23 protein-coding genes and 1 tRNA gene are annotated in these 16014 nt (G+C 49.4%); 1 reads left to right on the forward strand and 23 read right to left on the reverse strand.

Annotated elements, in window-relative coordinates:
• Positions 1–118: 118 nt before the first annotated feature.
• The 23 genes from E6C60_RS12785 to E6C60_RS12885 all read right to left on the reverse strand — a co-directional run bounded on the left by E6C60_RS12785 (position 119) and on the right by E6C60_RS12885 (position 15108).
• Entirely contained in the window at positions 119–781 is a 663-nt protein-coding gene (locus tag E6C60_RS12785; protein WP_138226198.1) for a hypothetical protein, read from the reverse strand.
• A gap of 9 nt (positions 782–790) precedes the next feature.
• The gene (locus E6C60_RS12790) at positions 791–1504 is read right to left on the reverse strand and encodes a hypothetical protein (RefSeq protein ID WP_138226199.1); all 714 of its coding nucleotides are present in this window, start codon (positions 1502–1504) and stop codon (positions 791–793) included.
• A 136-nt stretch (positions 1505–1640) separates the two neighbouring features.
• Positions 1641–1713: transfer RNA gene (locus E6C60_RS12795), tRNA-Pro, on the reverse strand.
• A 131-nt stretch (positions 1714–1844) separates the two neighbouring features.
• The gene (locus E6C60_RS12800) at positions 1845–2450 is read right to left on the reverse strand and encodes an RNA polymerase subunit sigma-24 (RefSeq protein WP_138226200.1); all 606 of its coding nucleotides are present in this window, start codon (positions 2448–2450) and stop codon (positions 1845–1847) included.
• Positions 2443–3822 carry a DEAD/DEAH box helicase gene (locus E6C60_RS12805; RefSeq protein WP_138226201.1) on the reverse strand — a complete coding sequence of 460 codons (1380 nt, stop codon included), beginning with the start codon at positions 3820–3822 and terminating at the stop codon, positions 2443–2445. The genes E6C60_RS12800 and E6C60_RS12805 overlap by 8 nt, the downstream gene beginning before the upstream one ends.
• Complete coding sequence (locus tag E6C60_RS12810) at positions 3819–4100, reverse strand: VRR-NUC domain-containing protein (protein WP_138226202.1); 282 nt, start codon at positions 4098–4100, stop codon at positions 3819–3821. The genes E6C60_RS12805 and E6C60_RS12810 overlap by 4 nt, the downstream gene beginning before the upstream one ends.
• A 267-nt stretch (positions 4101–4367) precedes the next feature.
• Positions 4368–6725: a virulence-associated E family protein gene (locus E6C60_RS12815; protein WP_138226203.1), complete on the reverse strand. Its 2358-nt coding sequence runs from the start codon at positions 6723–6725 to the stop codon at positions 4368–4370.
• A gap of 21 nt (positions 6726–6746) precedes the next feature.
• Positions 6747–6914 (reverse strand): DUF6877 family protein, encoded by a 168-nt coding sequence (locus tag E6C60_RS20965; RefSeq protein ID WP_175415289.1) that lies wholly within the window; start codon positions 6912–6914, stop codon positions 6747–6749.
• Positions 6915–6920: 6 nt separating this feature from the next.
• Positions 6921–7073: a hypothetical protein gene (locus tag E6C60_RS20970; RefSeq protein ID WP_175415290.1), complete on the reverse strand. Its 153-nt coding sequence runs from the start codon at positions 7071–7073 to the stop codon at positions 6921–6923.
• Between the two features lie 114 nt (positions 7074–7187).
• Positions 7188–7391: a hypothetical protein gene (locus E6C60_RS12820; protein ID WP_138226204.1), complete on the reverse strand. Its 204-nt coding sequence runs from the start codon at positions 7389–7391 to the stop codon at positions 7188–7190.
• A complete protein-coding gene (locus E6C60_RS21335; RefSeq protein ID WP_233280998.1) occupies positions 7375–8424 on the reverse strand; it encodes a DUF3310 domain-containing protein in 1050 nt (349 codons plus the stop codon). The genes E6C60_RS12820 and E6C60_RS21335 overlap by 17 nt, the downstream gene beginning before the upstream one ends.
• A 21-nt stretch (positions 8425–8445) precedes the next feature.
• The gene (locus tag E6C60_RS12830) at positions 8446–10389 is read right to left on the reverse strand and encodes a DNA polymerase (protein WP_138226205.1); all 1944 of its coding nucleotides are present in this window, start codon (positions 10387–10389) and stop codon (positions 8446–8448) included.
• A complete protein-coding gene (locus E6C60_RS12835; protein ID WP_138226206.1) occupies positions 10386–10766 on the reverse strand; it encodes a nucleoside triphosphate pyrophosphohydrolase family protein in 381 nt (126 codons plus the stop codon). Before E6C60_RS12835 ends, E6C60_RS12830 begins: the two co-directional genes overlap by 4 nt.
• 75 nt (positions 10767–10841) lie before the next feature.
• The gene (locus E6C60_RS12840; RefSeq protein ID WP_138226207.1) at positions 10842–11441 is read right to left on the reverse strand and encodes a DUF2815 family protein; all 600 of its coding nucleotides are present in this window, start codon (positions 11439–11441) and stop codon (positions 10842–10844) included.
• Between the two features lie 29 nt (positions 11442–11470).
• Complete coding sequence (locus E6C60_RS12845; RefSeq protein ID WP_138226208.1) at positions 11471–11716, reverse strand: hypothetical protein; 246 nt, start codon at positions 11714–11716, stop codon at positions 11471–11473.
• Positions 11713–12912, reverse strand: coding sequence for a DUF2800 domain-containing protein (locus tag E6C60_RS12850; protein WP_138226209.1), 1200 nt, complete (start codon positions 12910–12912; stop codon positions 11713–11715). Before E6C60_RS12850 ends, E6C60_RS12845 begins: the two co-directional genes overlap by 4 nt.
• Positions 12909–13334 carry a hypothetical protein gene (locus E6C60_RS12855; protein ID WP_138226210.1) on the reverse strand — a complete coding sequence of 142 codons (426 nt, stop codon included), beginning with the start codon at positions 13332–13334 and terminating at the stop codon, positions 12909–12911. Before E6C60_RS12855 ends, E6C60_RS12850 begins: the two co-directional genes overlap by 4 nt.
• A 24-nt stretch (positions 13335–13358) precedes the next feature.
• On the reverse strand, positions 13359–13631 hold the full coding sequence (locus E6C60_RS12860; RefSeq protein WP_138226211.1) for an AbrB/MazE/SpoVT family DNA-binding domain-containing protein: 273 nt from the start codon (positions 13629–13631) through the stop codon (positions 13359–13361).
• A 176-nt stretch (positions 13632–13807) separates the two neighbouring features.
• Positions 13808–14014 (reverse strand): hypothetical protein, encoded by a 207-nt coding sequence (locus E6C60_RS12865; RefSeq protein ID WP_138226212.1) that lies wholly within the window; start codon positions 14012–14014, stop codon positions 13808–13810.
• A gap of 5 nt (positions 14015–14019) precedes the next feature.
• Positions 14020–14226, reverse strand: coding sequence for a hypothetical protein (locus E6C60_RS12870; protein WP_138226213.1), 207 nt, complete (start codon positions 14224–14226; stop codon positions 14020–14022).
• Positions 14227–14252: 26 nt separating this feature from the next.
• Positions 14253–14513, reverse strand: coding sequence for a hypothetical protein (locus E6C60_RS12875; RefSeq protein WP_138226214.1), 261 nt, complete (start codon positions 14511–14513; stop codon positions 14253–14255).
• On the reverse strand, positions 14510–14749 hold the full coding sequence (locus tag E6C60_RS12880; protein WP_325053153.1) for a helix-turn-helix domain-containing protein: 240 nt from the start codon (positions 14747–14749) through the stop codon (positions 14510–14512). The genes E6C60_RS12875 and E6C60_RS12880 overlap by 4 nt, the downstream gene beginning before the upstream one ends.
• A gap of 155 nt (positions 14750–14904) precedes the next feature.
• On the reverse strand, positions 14905–15108 hold the full coding sequence (locus E6C60_RS12885; protein WP_138226215.1) for a helix-turn-helix transcriptional regulator: 204 nt from the start codon (positions 15106–15108) through the stop codon (positions 14905–14907).
• A gap of 192 nt (positions 15109–15300) precedes the next feature.
• Here E6C60_RS12885 and E6C60_RS12890 point away from each other — a divergent pair, with 192 nt between their 5' ends.
• Positions 15301–16011 carry a helix-turn-helix domain-containing protein gene (locus tag E6C60_RS12890; protein WP_138226216.1) on the forward strand — a complete coding sequence of 237 codons (711 nt, stop codon included), beginning with the start codon at positions 15301–15303 and terminating at the stop codon, positions 16009–16011.
• Positions 16012–16014: the final 3 nt, after the last annotated feature.

The following is a 16014-nucleotide window of genomic DNA, read 5'->3' on the forward strand; positions in this document are numbered from 1 at the left end:
TAAGTAAGAATTTTCGACATCACAATGAAAATTCCTGCAAAGCCATCATTCTGCATTGATCAACCCCTTAACATTACACCTTTTCAGAAAGAATATAAAAAAGCACCCTCCAGGGTGCTTAGATTGCATATAGCATATCAATAAAATCAAGACACTCATATTCGTCAAGGTTTGTGTAGAATAACAAAGTCCCATCGACAGAGACTCTAAACGTTACAGTCTTATCACCATGGTCATAAGTTACAATTACACCTGTTAATTGTCCGGAGTTAAGCATATTAGCATAATATTGAGTGTTATTAATTCCTGAACCTTTTAATGAAACTCCAGTAACTGTTTCAATTCTCACGTCAAATCGTGCACCCCGGACATCAGTTGAGTCTTCAATAATGCCCAATATATTGAACCTGTGTTTTTCTAGTTGCATAGGGAACCTGTTCTCAAATATTCCAGTTGCCTTGAAAGCATCATCTTTCCGACAAAGTGCAACCAGTCGGTTACGATCAGGATGGTAGTAAATTTCATATAACCCTTGTTTTACTACCTGATCAATAAATTCACCCTTTACCCTCGCTCGATAATCAATTACTTCATCCGTAACAATCCTGTAATTTTGATATCCTGTCGGTGAAGTTTCATTGGCAAAAATGTAAGTATCCAGACTCTCATCAAAATTGTTAACCCGTTGTATTTCCTGAAAATGATGGGCTTCTCTCACGATTTCATCAATATGTTCTTGATTATTATTCGGGGTAACGTCAAAGCAGCTAACACTAAACAAGTGACCACCTCACTTAAATAATAGAGCCCTTCTTGCGGTCTCCTCTACAATATCGAATGATGTTTCATTAATTGTTAGCTTTTCTTTAAAAACACGGACTTGGTTATTGCTGCCTGGACCTCCATCTTTTGTTCGCGGAACAATCGCACTAATAGGAAAAAAACACTCAAAATGAGTAATATTGTTTTTACCTAAACGTTGCACCATCAACCCATAGAATGGATTTTTCCCTTTTGAGAAATGGACATCCAAGTTATAACTTACTGCTCTTGGTCTTAGAGCTCTCTCTATATCGTTAAACAGCTCTCGTAACTCTCGGAGTTTTTCTTCAGCATTATTAAGAGTGACGTTTAATTGAGATATACTCACAAACATAATATTACGCGAAAATTGCCCATCCTGGAAATCATCCTGAACTAGCACTTTGAAAATATCCACATCATACATTTTTTTATTGGTCATATTAACAGGTCTGCTGTATTTACTGTTTTTATATTTAAATTTCAAAACATCTTCTAGCTTTTGATACGAATCACCTAACTCGTCCAGCTTTATTTCAATATTGACATTCCAAGTAGTGTCACGCCACTTCGAGAACAATCTAATAATAAAGAAATAATATTTAGGAGATTTACTATAGAGCCAAGTATGTAACCCGAACAAAGCCGGTACATACATGATGACATACTTTAATATTCTTAACAGAACATCAAGTGCATTCACTACAGTACCTCCTTTGGATCTATTTTATCACAAATAATCAGCTTTATGAATTATTTCGACCGGTTAGTAAAATCATTTAAGCGTTAAAAAACACCGTCTCGATCCGAGACGGCAAAAAGGAGATGGTTATGAATAATCCGAACGGCAGGATTTGAACCTACACTACTTACTCCCAAGGCAAGCGTGCTACCCAGCTACACCACATCCGGAAATGAAAAGAGACGGCCGCCTAACAGCACGTTGGTCCTTTGCCGACCGTCTCCTTACACGAAGGGTACAATATCATTTTAGCAGGGGTTGACTCGCAAAACAAGAACATATGTGCGCCAATTTAGTGCCATTATCGTGCCAATCTTTTATACTCCATTTCAGCAGCTGAAATTTTACGCCAGTATGTCCTTCTGGAAAGATTCATTTCTGTCTGCACTTCACCAGCACTCTTCCCCTCCAAATACTGAAGCCTCAAGATATTGGCAAAGTCCGGTTCGTAAGTATCCATAGCTTCCAGTACAGTCTCCACCTGTTCAACCTCCGCCTGCAGGTCCTGCAGCTCGGCCAGCCTCTCCAACACCTCGTCAACATCATCCCGAACATCATAGCCTCTAGCCTCGATCACCTTCTGGATCTTATTCCTCAGTTCTCGAAGCAACTGCTCATCTTCCGGATCCATAGCCTGGACAGGAACAGCTTGTTTTTGTGACTTAACGCCGGCAGGATACCGGGTCATATAGGCGTGGGCTGCATTCTCCAGTTTTTGCTCATATCCCGATAGGTACATGTACGACGGAAGGCCTCTCAGCCTCCGGTGCAGCTCCTGCAGCTGGTCATCCCCATTGAGTCTTGAAACCGTAATACCGGCACCCACACTGTAACTAGACAGCACCTGTATCCGCGCTTTCTTCTGCCGGTATTGGGACAGCTGCTCTATCATTTGTTGTTCATTCATGACCCTTCATCCTTTCGATCCTTGCTTTGACGGCTTCCATCAAGGCATCTTGTCCGCTCGCCTTTCGTTCCAGTGCCTCTACGGCTTCCTCGTCCATGGTCCCCTCAGCTACCAGGCGGATTACCACGATGTTATGCCGTACGCCTTGACGGTGAACCCTGGCATTGGCCTGCTGGTCTTCTTCCAAGCTCCAGATCTGATCAAACCACACGACTGTTCGGCAGCTTGACTCCTGAAGGTTTAAACCATGGCCAGCTGACTTCGGATGCAGAAGCAACAACGGAATCTCGTCATTGTTCCAGGCCCTGATATCTTCGTTCCCGTCTTTGCCTTTTCGAAGGATCCGGGCCTGCGGGAAACGCTCCTGGATCCGGCTTAAGCTATGCTTAAAGTTATAAAACACCATCACCGGATTTCCGTTTGCCGCCTCGATCACATCCTCCAAAGCATCCAATTTGGCATTATGAATCTGCTTTACGCCTTTGTCTTCATCGTACACAGCACCGCTGGCCATCTGCAGAAGCTTATTGGACAGGACGGCTGCCGTGCTGGCCACAACATCAGCATCCAGGAACGGAAGCAGCAGCTCCTTCTCCAGTTTCTTGTACTGCTCCTGGGCTTTCGGGCTTAAAGGCATCTGAACCGTCCGATCAATACGCTCAGGCAGCTCCAGCCAGTCTTCGGCTTTCATGCTGACCGCAATATCAGATATGGCCTCATATACCCTTCCCTCGGCTTCCTGTTTAGCCTTCCACTCATAAACGACATGGCCACTACGGCTGCCAGGTGTAAAGTACCGATCACGATAACCGGTAATCGTCTTGCCCAGGCGTTCTCCCTGGTCGATCAAGTACATGGGTGCCCAGAGATCCATGAGGCTATTCGGTGCCGGTGTGCCGGTCAGGCCGATCACACGCTTCATCATCGGCCGGACTCGGCGAAGAGCCTTGAAGCGTTTGGCCTGCGGGTTTTTGAAGCTGGAGAGCTCGTCGATCACCACGGTATCAAATGGCCACTGGCTGCCGTACTCGCTGACCAGCCATTCCACATTTTCACGATTGATCACGTAAATATCTGCTTCTGCCTTCAAGGCCTTACGCCGTGCCGTGGCACTTCCCAATACCTTGCTGATCCGAAGGTGCTGCAGATGGTCCCACTTCTCAATCTCGCGGGCCCAGGTATCCTCGGCCACTCTCAGCGGCGCGATTACTAGCACCCGTCCGGCATCGAAGTAATCATTCAGCAATAAGTCCATGGCCGTTAAAGTGCTGACTGTCTTGCCTAATCCCATCTCAAGCAGCAGGGCAATGTATGGGGTATCCAGGATCCGCTTGGTGGCGTAATCCTGGTACTGGTGCGGTATAAATTTCAAATGTCTCTCACCTCGTCAATAAAACGCTCAATGTCCTCAGCCGAATCGATTTTATAATGGCGTTGATCCAGCTTAAGCAACTTTCTCTTCCAGCGCTCCTGCAGGGGAGCCAGCGGCTTACCAGGTGCTTTCATTTCAACGTAGACCGTCTTTCCTCCCGGAAGAATCACAATTCTATCCGGTACTCCTCGATTCCCTGGACTGGTCCACTTCGGGGCTATCCCGCCGATCCGTTCGACCTCCCGGACCAGTCTGCGTTCCAGTGTAGATTCTCGCATATGCATCCCCTTTCTTCCGGTTGCCGAATTGCCTTATATACACGCGTACACATGTTTTACGCGTTTAACCCATATGTGCCCCCTACGTATATGGGTTAATTTATATTTTTATTAAAATAGTAGATTTTACGGCAACCTTGGCAACCTGAAGCCTTAAACCCTTGATATGTTTAGGGTTGTGGCGGTTGCCGTTAATCTGGTTTTGCGGCAATCTTCGGCAACTGCGGCAACCGTTTACGGCAACCACGGCAACCCTTCGGCAACCGTCTACGGCAACCGCTCAAATACCCTCTGAACTCCATATCCCAGAACCTTTGCTTTGCCCTTTCGCTCAGCCCAACCAGGAATGCGGCGCAATATGTCCATGATCTCTTTCGACTCCCAGGTCCGGAGATCGCCGCGCTTTTTTCCAAGGCATTCCGTCCAGATCTGGGCTGCACACACTCGGTCCCGCAGATCATCCGTAGGACGTCCCATTTCATCCTCAAGAGGCATATCAAGCCATTCCTGTATTAGCCCCTCACGCGGATCCGTCTCCATGTGTGAAGCTTGCTGCCGCTCGGCTTCTATACGTGCCTCGTGATCAAGCTCCAAGGTTTCCCCCGCCTTAAACCAGCTCAAAACCTCAGCCCAGATTTGGCTCACTTCTGCCTCGGTCAATTCGTTCCAATGGCTTTTGACCGCACGATCCGGAAAAATCTCAATTGGCCAAAAGCGCCGGTTCCCTGTCGCATCGCGGAGAAAGTCCCGGGTATTCGTCGTACCGAAAAAGATACACTTCCGCGGGAACTCAGACACCTGCCGGTCATAAGCTACTCGGTACCGGTCTTCGGTCTTGGACAAAAATGCCTTGACCTCTTCGACCTCGGTCTTCTTCATGGCCGACAGCTCGCCGATCTCGAAGATCCAGCCGCTCTGCAGGTGTTCACCGGCTTCCTTGTTCTCAAATGTCCGCAGTGAATCGCTGAACCACTCCCGGCCGAGCTTCGCAAGCAGGGAGCTCTTCCCGGCGCCCTGAGGCCCTACCAGAACCAGCATCTGATCAAACTTACAGCCAGGATGATACAGTCGCGCAACGGCCGCCAGCAGCATCTTCCTAGTTGCCTGCTGGGTGTAATGTGTATCAGCTGCACCCAGGTAATCAATGAACAGCCTCTCTGCCCGCGGCAGGCCGTCCCAGGCTGCACTCTCTATATAGGCCTTAATCGGATGAAACGTGTTCCGATGAACCACCTCAGTAAAAGCGTTTTGGATCGTCTTGGCGGAATTAATACCGTGCACCTTGGCAAACCAGTGCTGCAGCCGTTTATCATCGGCACCCAGCCACGGCTCATAGGTCCGGCCTAGCCGTTCCTGCTCACGCCAGGGCAAGGGACGCCGGATGACCTCGGAATTGCCGAAAGCATCATAGGCCAGGGTTTCCCGCCATGAGCCATATGTTAGGATCAGCTCCACGTTTCCGGCAGTCGGTAGCAGCTCGCCGGTCTTATGATGTCTCTCCAGATTTTCTGTCCAGCTATCATCCTCCGGATCTTCGGAACTACTGTCCTCATCATCGAACGCGGCAGCCATTTCGGAGAAATCGGCTTGCCGTTCTGTGGCAGCCAGGCGCTTAACTTCTGGCCGCTGAATCGCCCACTGCTCCATAGCCAGATGACTCGGCTTCTTCACATCCGGCGTATGCTCTTTGACATGCTCATCCAGATGCCCGAATTTGTGGACCCGGACCAGATCAAACAGGTTATAAGTCCGGCCGTCTGCCACCGGGTCGCTGTCCTGGTGCGAGAACGCGAGATCCTGTTCCGGATACACTTCCAGGCCGTTACCACTGGAGCCCTTGGTGTAGGTGTACCGGTCCGGCATGGTGCCCTTTTCATAAACATCGGATAGGAAGGTATCAATGCCCTCCTCTATGGTGAATGCCCGGCAGAACAAACCGATCGTGCCGAACTTCTCCCGGGGATCCTGTGCCCTCTTTGCAGCCAGCTGAGCCGGAGATTTATCCTCCGGATGCCGCGGCCAGGCCATGACATCATGCCAGTCTTCATATTCACTGAGCAGCCGATCCACGCTGAGCGGATCTCCGTCATATACTTCAAGCACTGGCTCGGCGTCCTTGCTGCAGCTGGGAAGGTACATGAGCCGGTGCACATCGAACGTGGTCTTGTCGAAATATGTCATACCCACCTGCTCCGCAAGCTTCCGGCTAACGGCTGCGTACTCGTCCGGGCTCATGTTACGGTCCACAGGAACAATGAGGCGGTATTTTGGCTTCTCTGGCCTGTGGCTATGGGTCGAATAAATGACATAGGCTGTCCCACCGAGCACCAGCTCTACGCAGAAAAGAAAGTCCTCGTCTGCCCGATCGATGTCCAGCGTGATCAGGCTGCGGCTATCGACATTCTCTTTCTTCCGCCGCCCGGTCCGGACGAGCCCGCCTACAAAAGCAAGACCGTCCTTGACTTTGCCGCGGGTGGCGTTGTTCATCTTGTCGTATTGGGCCATTGTCTCTGCTGTCCGCCGGACCTTCCGCAGCCGGTCCACGAACTCTTCCCAAGTCAGATATTCCGTTTTCCAGTTCGTATCAGCCCGGTGCTTGCCGAAGCTAATGTCCAGTTCCTGCATGTTGCCACCTCAATTACGTTTCTATTTCACAAACCTTTTTGCAAATCTTAACTGCTGTTCAATATATGGATCCGTATCCTTGCCGCCCATGGCGGCCAGCCAGTCACCGATCCGCTGATTAATATCCTGGAGAACTGAAGCAGGTAACAGGTGTGAGATTTTCAAAATTTCGTCCAATGGGTTTTCCATTGTGTCCTAACCCCTTTTCTCCCACAGTTCTGCTTCTACCGGACCGCAATAATATCCGCCGCACCCCGGGCATAATGGTTCTTCAATCTCATCATCCGGTTTCTGTTCAAGCGCAAACCGTTGCTTGCAGTCATCGCATTCAAAAGCTTCCCACTTCATTAAGCTTTCCTCCATGAAGGTGCCGGATCCGGCAAGATCAGATAGACCTCGCCGATCAACTCACCGTTTTCGTCGTATATTAAATCCCAAGGAACATCTTGAAAAATCGGATCATTATGCATCGCATATCGCCTGGTCTATCCCGCCTGCTAGCTGCTTGAGCTGAACCGATGCATTCCTGGCCAGTTCAACATAATTACGTTCTCGACCATTAATGCCCAGACGTCGATATAAACTATCAGTCGTGCCAGCTAATCGATTGAGCTGGCGGCCCAGGGATTTCAGTTGTTCTAGCTCCTGCTTACTTGGCTTGTTCAAGTTGATCACCACCGATCAATCGGTCGATGTACCAGGCTGCCTTCTGCAGGTCTTCTCTGCCGTTCTTCCACTTCCAGCGCCAAAGGTATTTAATTACTGCCCCGGTGATGTAAGCCTCAGAGCCAGATAGCCCAGCCGTTGCCGCCTCAATGGCGTCAATGCACTCGATGCCGCCGCGAGTGTAGTGAAGGGGATGATTAACCGGATCGCTATCGATGGGTGTTAATTCATCCTGCAATGCGGACCGATCGATCAGCAATTCGTCCCGTTCTGCTTTCAGAATCGAGCATTCCGCATAGTAGCTCTGAGCAAATGCATATTGCTCTTGGTACATACGCATATACTCATCACGGGCTTTAACTACCAGCTCAAGCTCATCATTCAGCTTCTCCTTGGCTTCATGGAATTGATCTAGAAACTGATCATATTCAAGAGTTTTGGACTCTAAATCCTCCGCAGCTCGCTTGTAATCGTCTCGCTCCTGGAGCAATCTCTCATTCTCCGCCTTCATAGCTGCATTCTCCTGTGCAAGTCTTTCAGTTTCGGAATTAAGTACTTCCTTGGGCTCAGTGCAGCCAGTTTCCTCGACGCCTCGGGCAGCAAAAGGATGTTTCGCCTGATCAAGCAGCTCCTGGGCCTTTGCCTGATTAATCCCTTTCAAGTCCCATCTCTTCACCCAGTTGTGGATTGTGTTGTACTTCATCCCCCAGGCTCTCTCAATGCTGGACAGCGTCTCACCTTTCGCCACCTGTTCGATCAAGTTTTCTCTTGTTAGCCCGCAGGCTGGTCCTTCCTTTTTATCTGGCATATCGTTCTCCTCCTTCATTTCTGCTCTCCGGCGTTGTTGCTCCGCCTTCGTATTGGCAATCCGAAGATCAATCGGTCTTTTTCCTTGCTTTTGAGGAACCGGTAAGGCTCTATACTTCGCTAACTCTTCATCTGACAACTGATATTGAATGACTTCCCCAGGGCCGGATGCTCTAAGTTCATTCTCCCGCCTGGGAACAGGCGTACTGTATCCATTGTCTCGCAAATCAGATACCTCCCTTTTGGATCAATCTTTCTTATAAAAGTCCGTCTCAAATGCTTCTGCACGCAGAGGCAACCCAGGGGCCCAGTCGATCGGCTCGCCCATGATCTGAGTGACTTCATCCAGGGAGTCTCGTTCCATGGGCTCGTCCAAGATCACCTCGTCATGAACGTGCATCAGTATTTCATAGCCGGCAGCGTCTAGACGCAGCATGCTCTCGGCCAAGCAGTCCCGACTGATCGCCTGCACGATGTTCTCGACCAGCTTAGGTCCGTAGGTGTCGATCTTGCCCCAGGTCTTCTTGGTCTGGTCCACCCCATCATAGATGAGAGCCGGCTTATCAAATTTGCCGTCAACAATCCGTGGATTTACGTAGGACAGGTAGCGTCCGGATGGTAGCCGTATAAACAAATAGCCACTCTCGCAGTAAAAGGTCAGGCCGTACTGCATCTTGATCGTTCTTCGTTCCTGGACAGCCGTCATGGCAGCCTTGTCCACGTCCCACCAAAGCTGTGTAATCTTCGGATTAGCTGCACGCCATGTCTTCACTAGCGGCGGCAGCTCGTCCGGAGACAGCCCCATCTTGAGGGCTCCCATCTGCTCCAAAGCTCCTACAGCCCCGCCGTATCCAAGCGCCAGCTCTGCGATCTTCCCTTTTTGCCGTAGGTCCTTCGTGATCTCCTCGAGGGATAGCTGAAACATCTGTGCAGCCGAAGCCTCATAAATCTTGCCGTGAGTCTTGAATACTTCCAGCCGCCAGGTCTCGCCGGCGAGCCAGGCAATCACCCGGGCCTCAATGGCCGAGAAGTCCGAAACGATGAACCGCCCGCCTGGAGAGGAAATGAACGCGGTCCGGATCAGCTGTGACAGAACAAATGGTGGAGCGCCGAACAGCATCTCCAGCAGCTCATAATCTCCGGCCAGAAGCAGATCCCGTGCAAGCTCCAGATCGGGAATCTTGTTCTGCGGGAGGTTCTGCACCTGCACCAATCTCCCCGCCCAGCGCCCCGTACGGTTTGCGCCATAAAACTGCAGCAGCCCCCGAACCCGGCCGTCCTGGCAACGTGCGCGCTGCATAGCTTCGTATTTCTTGACTGACGTCTTCGCCAGCTGCTGCCGCAGCTTGAGCATGTCACGAGCTCGGTCGCTCTTCACTTCTTTGATCAAGACCGGAATCGTGTCTTTGGTGAGGCCGTCAATTGTGATCCCTTCCTCTTCTTCCAGCCAGGCCTTAAGCTGAGCTGGGCTGTTCGGATTGTCCAGGCCCGTAAGATCTTTGGCTTCCTCCATCGTTCGTCCCTTAAAAGCGTTATCACATTCAATCGCCCGTGCCGGCAGATCCGGATGAAGCAGAATGCCCCTATCATTGATCTTCTGATCCAAAGCCCAGAGCTTGTGTTCAAATTCAGAAATCTCGTATTTCTCGATCATCTTCCGGACCGCTCGTTCGGCTTCTACGTCCTGCCTGTTATAGTCTTTGTACTGCTGCCATTTCACTGGATCGTGGTAAGGGAGGTTACGGGTCCGCCCGCCGTTTGCCTTGGTCGGCCTGCATGGTGTGGAGAAGTATTTAATCAAGCCCTTGCCAGCACTGTCCTTCTGCTGTTCAACCTTCAGCACCTTGGCCACACTGTCCAGATCCCCCGGAAGCCCCATTGTCAAGGCGTGGACGCTTGAGCAGCGCCACTGCTCTGGCGGCATAGGCACACCCAAGTGCTTGGCCAACGCGGTCCGTTCAAAATTCGCATTAAAGGCCGTCTTGATAATTTCCGGATCAGTGAGAGCTGAGAGAATATCCTCTGGCAGCTGTTCGAAATCCGCTAAATCGATGACCTGGACCGGCTCATCGTTCCAGGCGTAGGCAAACAATAGAATCTCAAAATCAGGGGCCTCGACGTATGGATAGACGCCCGATTTTTTAATGTCAACGCTGCTGTATGTTTCAAGGTCAATTTGTAGAAGAGTCATAACTTCTTTCCACCGTGCCGCTGCGGCCGGGTCGCGTTATAGGTCATCTTTTCTTCAATGGCTGCTTCAAGATCAATGCCGTACCGACCGCAGGCATCGAACACCCGGATGCAGATGTCGGCAAGTTCGGAATGAATGCCGCAGGGTTTGTCTGTGGCGTACCGTGCTTTTTTCACTGTGTAAAAAGACGGCGGTTCAGCAATTTTACGCTCATACCAAATTTCAGATGGTTCATGCCCATTCCGGTGATCCTCCAGCGCTTCCGAAGCTTCCGAGTGAATCAGGGCGATAATCTCCCCGAAGCTCCGATCCTCTTCCCACCAACCTTTAGCTACTGCATTCTGATGTGCTGCTTGCACCAATTCATTAATTTGCATAATGTAGTCCCTCCGATTTGAGTTTTTGCGGTAAATAAAAGGGGCCTGATACCAAGCCCCTCATTAGAAATAAAATTAGTTCATAAAATCGTCATCGTCGCTGATATCTACGATGTCATCGAAGTCTTCTCCATCAAAGTCGTCATTCAGGCTGCTGCGGCCGCCCAGGAAGTCCCCATCCTGTACTTTCACGAGGTTGTTCAGCCCTGCCGCAACGCCGCGATTTCCTTTGGCATCGAACGGATAGAAGTTCAAGCTTACTTTGGCGTAGCAGCCGGAGTACACTTCTGTTGTATCCGTGATCTCTTGGAATTTGGTTTTACCGCTACCGTCCTTGCCGATCGGCTTGGCGATCCCAGGCTTGTTTTTACTCGAGGCATTCAAGAAGTAATGCCCTGCATAAGCCTCGTCATCTGGTCGCTCCTCATCACCGTCACGCAGCGGCGTCTTGCAGTTTGCCGGAATCTTGCCGCCCCATTTACTCTTTCCGAGCTCCTTCGCAGCATCGACAGCCGCTTTGATTTTGCGAAGCGTCTCCTTGTCGGACTTCGGGATCAAAATCGCCGTGCTATACTTCTCGTCCCCTCCGTCAATGGATTGCGGTTCAAAAACATGAGTATAAGAAAGACGTACCGTTCCTGTGATTACCTTCGTTGATTGATTATCGATTGCCATTTGTTCATTTCTCCTTTTATATGAATGATTTATTTCTGAGCAGGTAATTTGCTTAAGACCAGTCGGCCCTGTTTGAATTCAATCTCGTGATGATCCACGTCTCCATTTTCGTTCACTGAGAAGATTCGGTTGATCTCAATGTCGTCCTCCAAGCCACCGCGAGAAGCCAATATGCCAGCATAATGAATAACTTCTCGTTCTCCGTTACGTGTTACCATTCGTTGCTCGTTATAGCTGCTCTTGTTGGTTTCAACAATTACATACAAGCGGTTCATACCTCAAACTCCTCTCCAGCAAAGTCCTGATCCACGCTATTCAGCTCCGGCCGCTTGTCCGTCTCCGGCACCAGTACCGGCTTGCCTGGAGGCTTTATGATCAAACCTTCCAACAAGGAAGCAAGCTCCTTTTTGCCGATTTTCTTCTCCAGATCCGTAATACCAAGCAACTCCTGCGGTTTAAGATACTTATCCTCTTCAAGCTCAGCTGATTCTAGAGCCTTACGGGCGGCAGCCTTATCCGTAATGGCTCGGTTACTCCGGCCCTCCACGAGCTTCCAGGACGAAATACGGGCACCGGCTTTTGCCTGCTCGAACGCGTACTCTTCTACGTCCTTCGCCCAGGCCTTCAGCTGCTCAGCCACCACCAGAACCGAACCGACCTCATCCAGGGAGAGTAACGCCGGATCCTGGAACTCATACGCTAGGGCCTTCATATTCTCCTCGGCACGAGCCCGGCAGCTGCCCTTCACCTTGCACCAACGACAATGACTCCCGGATTTGTATTCCCCATCGCCGGCATCGGCCAATGTGGCAGCAGGCTTGACGGTCGTCTCTGCCCACTCGATGAGCTCACCGAGCAGCAGCGTATCCGTGCTGACACTGTCCAGCCGGGGCTGTACGATCGTCATGCTGACCTCATGAATTGAATAGAGATAGTTCCAATTGGACCAGGCTCCAAGGCCATACAGCCGGAGCTGAGGGTTACCGATCGCACTCACCGGTACACCCTTCCCGTATTTGAGATCTATGACCTCCAGGACACCGTCAGAAATCAGCACGACGTCACCGGTGCCATACCCGTCCGGAACCCATTCCGTGAAGTCCAGACGCTCCTCCAGTAGAATGACTGCATCCGATGAACGAGTCTTGGCTGCCATGAAGCGTTCTTCTACAACCTCTACATAGGCAGCCACTGCGTCATCCATTTCGGGACTATAATAGGAGCTTGTCTGCTTAAATTTTTCAATGGCTTTATCAAGTCGCCGGCGCTCAGCCGCATTGCAAGGCGTCAGTCTTCGTTGAAGGATCAGCTCAGACAGCTCATGGGCTGCCGTCCCCTCATCCGCAAATTCACTGCGCTTGTCCGGTATGTTCTCCTGGAGCCGAGCGCTTGGCGGACAGTTGATCCACTGATCCGCCTTGGATGCTCCCAGCAGAGCATGAGCGCGCTGAGCATGAGCTGGCTGGCTCATAGTTTCTCCAGCTCAGCCATGAAGGCAATGCGTTTACCCTCCGGCACTTCTGAGATATTTGGGCTATCGTACTTGTCCAATAGTGCCTTGATGGCCGGCTTCTTCTTTGCATCCTTGCCGATTTCCTGAGCTTTGGCCCGGAGCTCAACCACCGTAGGGATTTCATCGCTATTCTGGTCAGCTGTAGCTTCCTGCTCGAGCTCTTTTTCAATGGCTTCAACATCAATAGGCTTGCCTTCAGGTTCTTTCTTGTCGGACTTCTGCTGGCGCGACTTTGGCTTCTCAACGGTCGAGACCACAGTTTCTTCAGGGATCCGGTATGCAGCCATACCCGAGAGAGTACCGGCCAGGTCGTGTACGAGCTGCTGCACATCTGCGGCGTTGGCTGCCTGCAATGTAATTTGGATAGGTACAAGATTCATGTATGAGTCCTCCTATGATTATGATTAATTTCTGGCGAGCTGTTGACCGTAATGCTCAACGACCGATTTGATGCAGTCCGTACAGATCAGTTTGGAATGAAATTCTTTTAACTTCTTTGAATCGGCTTCATCGCAGATGAAGCAGCCGGGCTGATATTTACTGAGCACAATTCGCTCACCCTCAACATAAATCTCCAAGGGGTCTTTTTCCCCGATTCCCAGAGTCCGGCGGAGCTCCTTAGGGATGACCACACGGCCAAGCGCATCAATCTTGCGTACCATTCCAGTCGCTTTCATATTGCATCTCCTTCTGGCCAGTGTTAAACTGACCGTATCATAAGTGTTTGTTCTTGCGGTCTGACGGCTCCTACCCCGTTCAGACCGCGTTTTCGTTTTTCCAGCGCTTTGCATTCTCATTGACAGCGAATTGCAGTACAATCAGACGCTCGTCCTTCGTGAGCTCCAGCCAAACCTTACCGGTTACGTTCATAGCCGGGTTTCACCTCCTTCCCAGCGATAATCGTCACGCCGCCGATCCTTTCGATCAGGCATTTCCCGGAACAAAGCAGCTCATGACCAAACTTCGTTACCGGCTGCCCGATATGAATCTCTTTCCCACACTTCTCATTAGCGCAGTAGTCGATGACTTCGTCAGCCTCCAGGTCCTGTACTTTGCTCAATTTCCTCACCGCCTTTCATAAACAGGCTTGTCCTCTGGGTAAGCCCGATTCAGCATGTTTCTCAGCGCGAGTATATCAGCCTGATTCTCAAGCTTTAGCAGCGAAAGTAAACCGTTCTCCGGGTAGACCAGCAGCACATTCATTTCATTTTCGACCACACACAGCTCGTTCGAACTGAATTGGATCTGTTGAACTTTCTCACCGTTAATCATGCTGATTTCCCTTTCCCTGCAGATCGTTAAACTCCAAGCTCCAGCCACTTCAAAAGTTTGATCGCACCTCTGATTTTGTCAGCTCCGCTTTCGGAGTTGCGGTGACTAATCCAGATATCGTTGTTGAAAATGGCCTTGGTAGATTCTTTCGACTCACAAATCTGAACTGCAATCAAATGGGCATGCCCCGAATAACGGATGAACACTGCAAAGTCTGTGTTCTCATTAGTCCAGAAAGCTGCCTGCTGCAGCTCGCCCAGTAGATCGGCAACATTTTGTCTGTTCATGATTCTGTTCCTACCTCAAGATGGGTGATCCACTTTTCCAAAGCATCGTCTCGAAAGAAAATTTTCTGACCAATCCTAAAGTGAGGTATCTGTTTTTTGCGAGTCATCGCGTAAACCGTGCTGGTGGAAACCTTTAGCTTTTCAGCTGTCTCGGCCACTGTTAATGTTTTCAAGCTATCACCCCCTTTCTCACCCATCTTGCGCCGCACAGATGGCGGACACGGCAATGTTTTCATCCAAACCCACCTCACGGGATAGTAGCCCAGCAACCTTTAAAGGATCTGTTCTACTCCCATAACGCATCTTGGAAAGTAAGATCAGCTTTTTACCGACGGTTTTCAATTTATCTTCTCGACTCACTCAATCACCCCGACGTATCAAGTTGTGTTGTTTACCCAACATTATCATCAAAAAAAATTTCTCTCGGGTCTTTATTAAAGAATTTTGCGACACGCAACATCAGCGCACCACTCACATCTCTACCATTTTCCAGATGGAAAATAGTACTCCGAGAAACGTCAAGCGCTTCAGCCAGCTGATCTTGGGTCATGTCAAACTCTTTACTTCGTCTGAGAAACTTAACGTTGTTTCGCATCCGAAAAACCTCCTTTCTTTCCGGTCTTGAAATGTCACACCCTCATGTTATACCTCCAACACTGTGTTGTCAACAACAAATTCAATCTATTTTTTTGTTAAATTTGTGTTGTTTACTTTACTTTTTGTTGCATATACTATACAATAAACCTTGTCGATATTGTTGTATTAATGGGAAGCGAGGGTACGGTTAATGAACGAATTAGGAAAATTCTTGGAACAGGTTAGAAAGGAAAAGAAAATTTCACTTCGAGATGCAGCACAAAAGAGTGGCATTTCTTACTCATACATTCGAGACATTGAACTAGGTGTGAATCGCAAAACCAAAAAAGAGGTAAAACCTTCGCCGGCAGCTCTCAAGAAAATAGCTGAAGCTTACAGTATTAATTACTATGATCTATTAGAGAAAGCTGGGATCCTTGATGAAGAGACAAATAATACTTTGGAAGAAACAAATTCTAAGTTAGATGTCTTAATCAAAGAAAGTGCTGCTGAATACAATCTTGGACACATTCCTCTGATCGGCACCATTTGTGCAGGTGATGGTATTATCGCGGAGTCAAATATAGATGGTTATGTTGGGTTTCCTTTTTTAAACAACTCTAAACCGGATTATGCACTTTGCGTTAAAGGCGACAGTATGAACAGGGTTGGTATTGAGGATGGCGACATTGTATACCTCAGAGCAGCTAACTGGGTTGAGAGAAGCGGCCAAATAGCTGCTGTGATCGTCAATGGCGAAGAGGGCACTTTGAAACGAGTACATTGGGAACCAGGTTCAAACCTTGTGAGACTGGTTCCAGAGAATCCTAAATACAAAACAATCGAAGTATATCCAAATGAAATTCGCGTTTGTGGAGTATATGCCGGCCACTTCAAGCCTGAGTATCAAATGGATATCTGAGGA

This window comes from Paenibacillus algicola (assembly GCF_005577435.1).
Taxonomy (GTDB): domain Bacteria; phylum Bacillota; class Bacilli; order Paenibacillales; family Paenibacillaceae; genus Paenibacillus_AQ; species Paenibacillus_AQ algicola.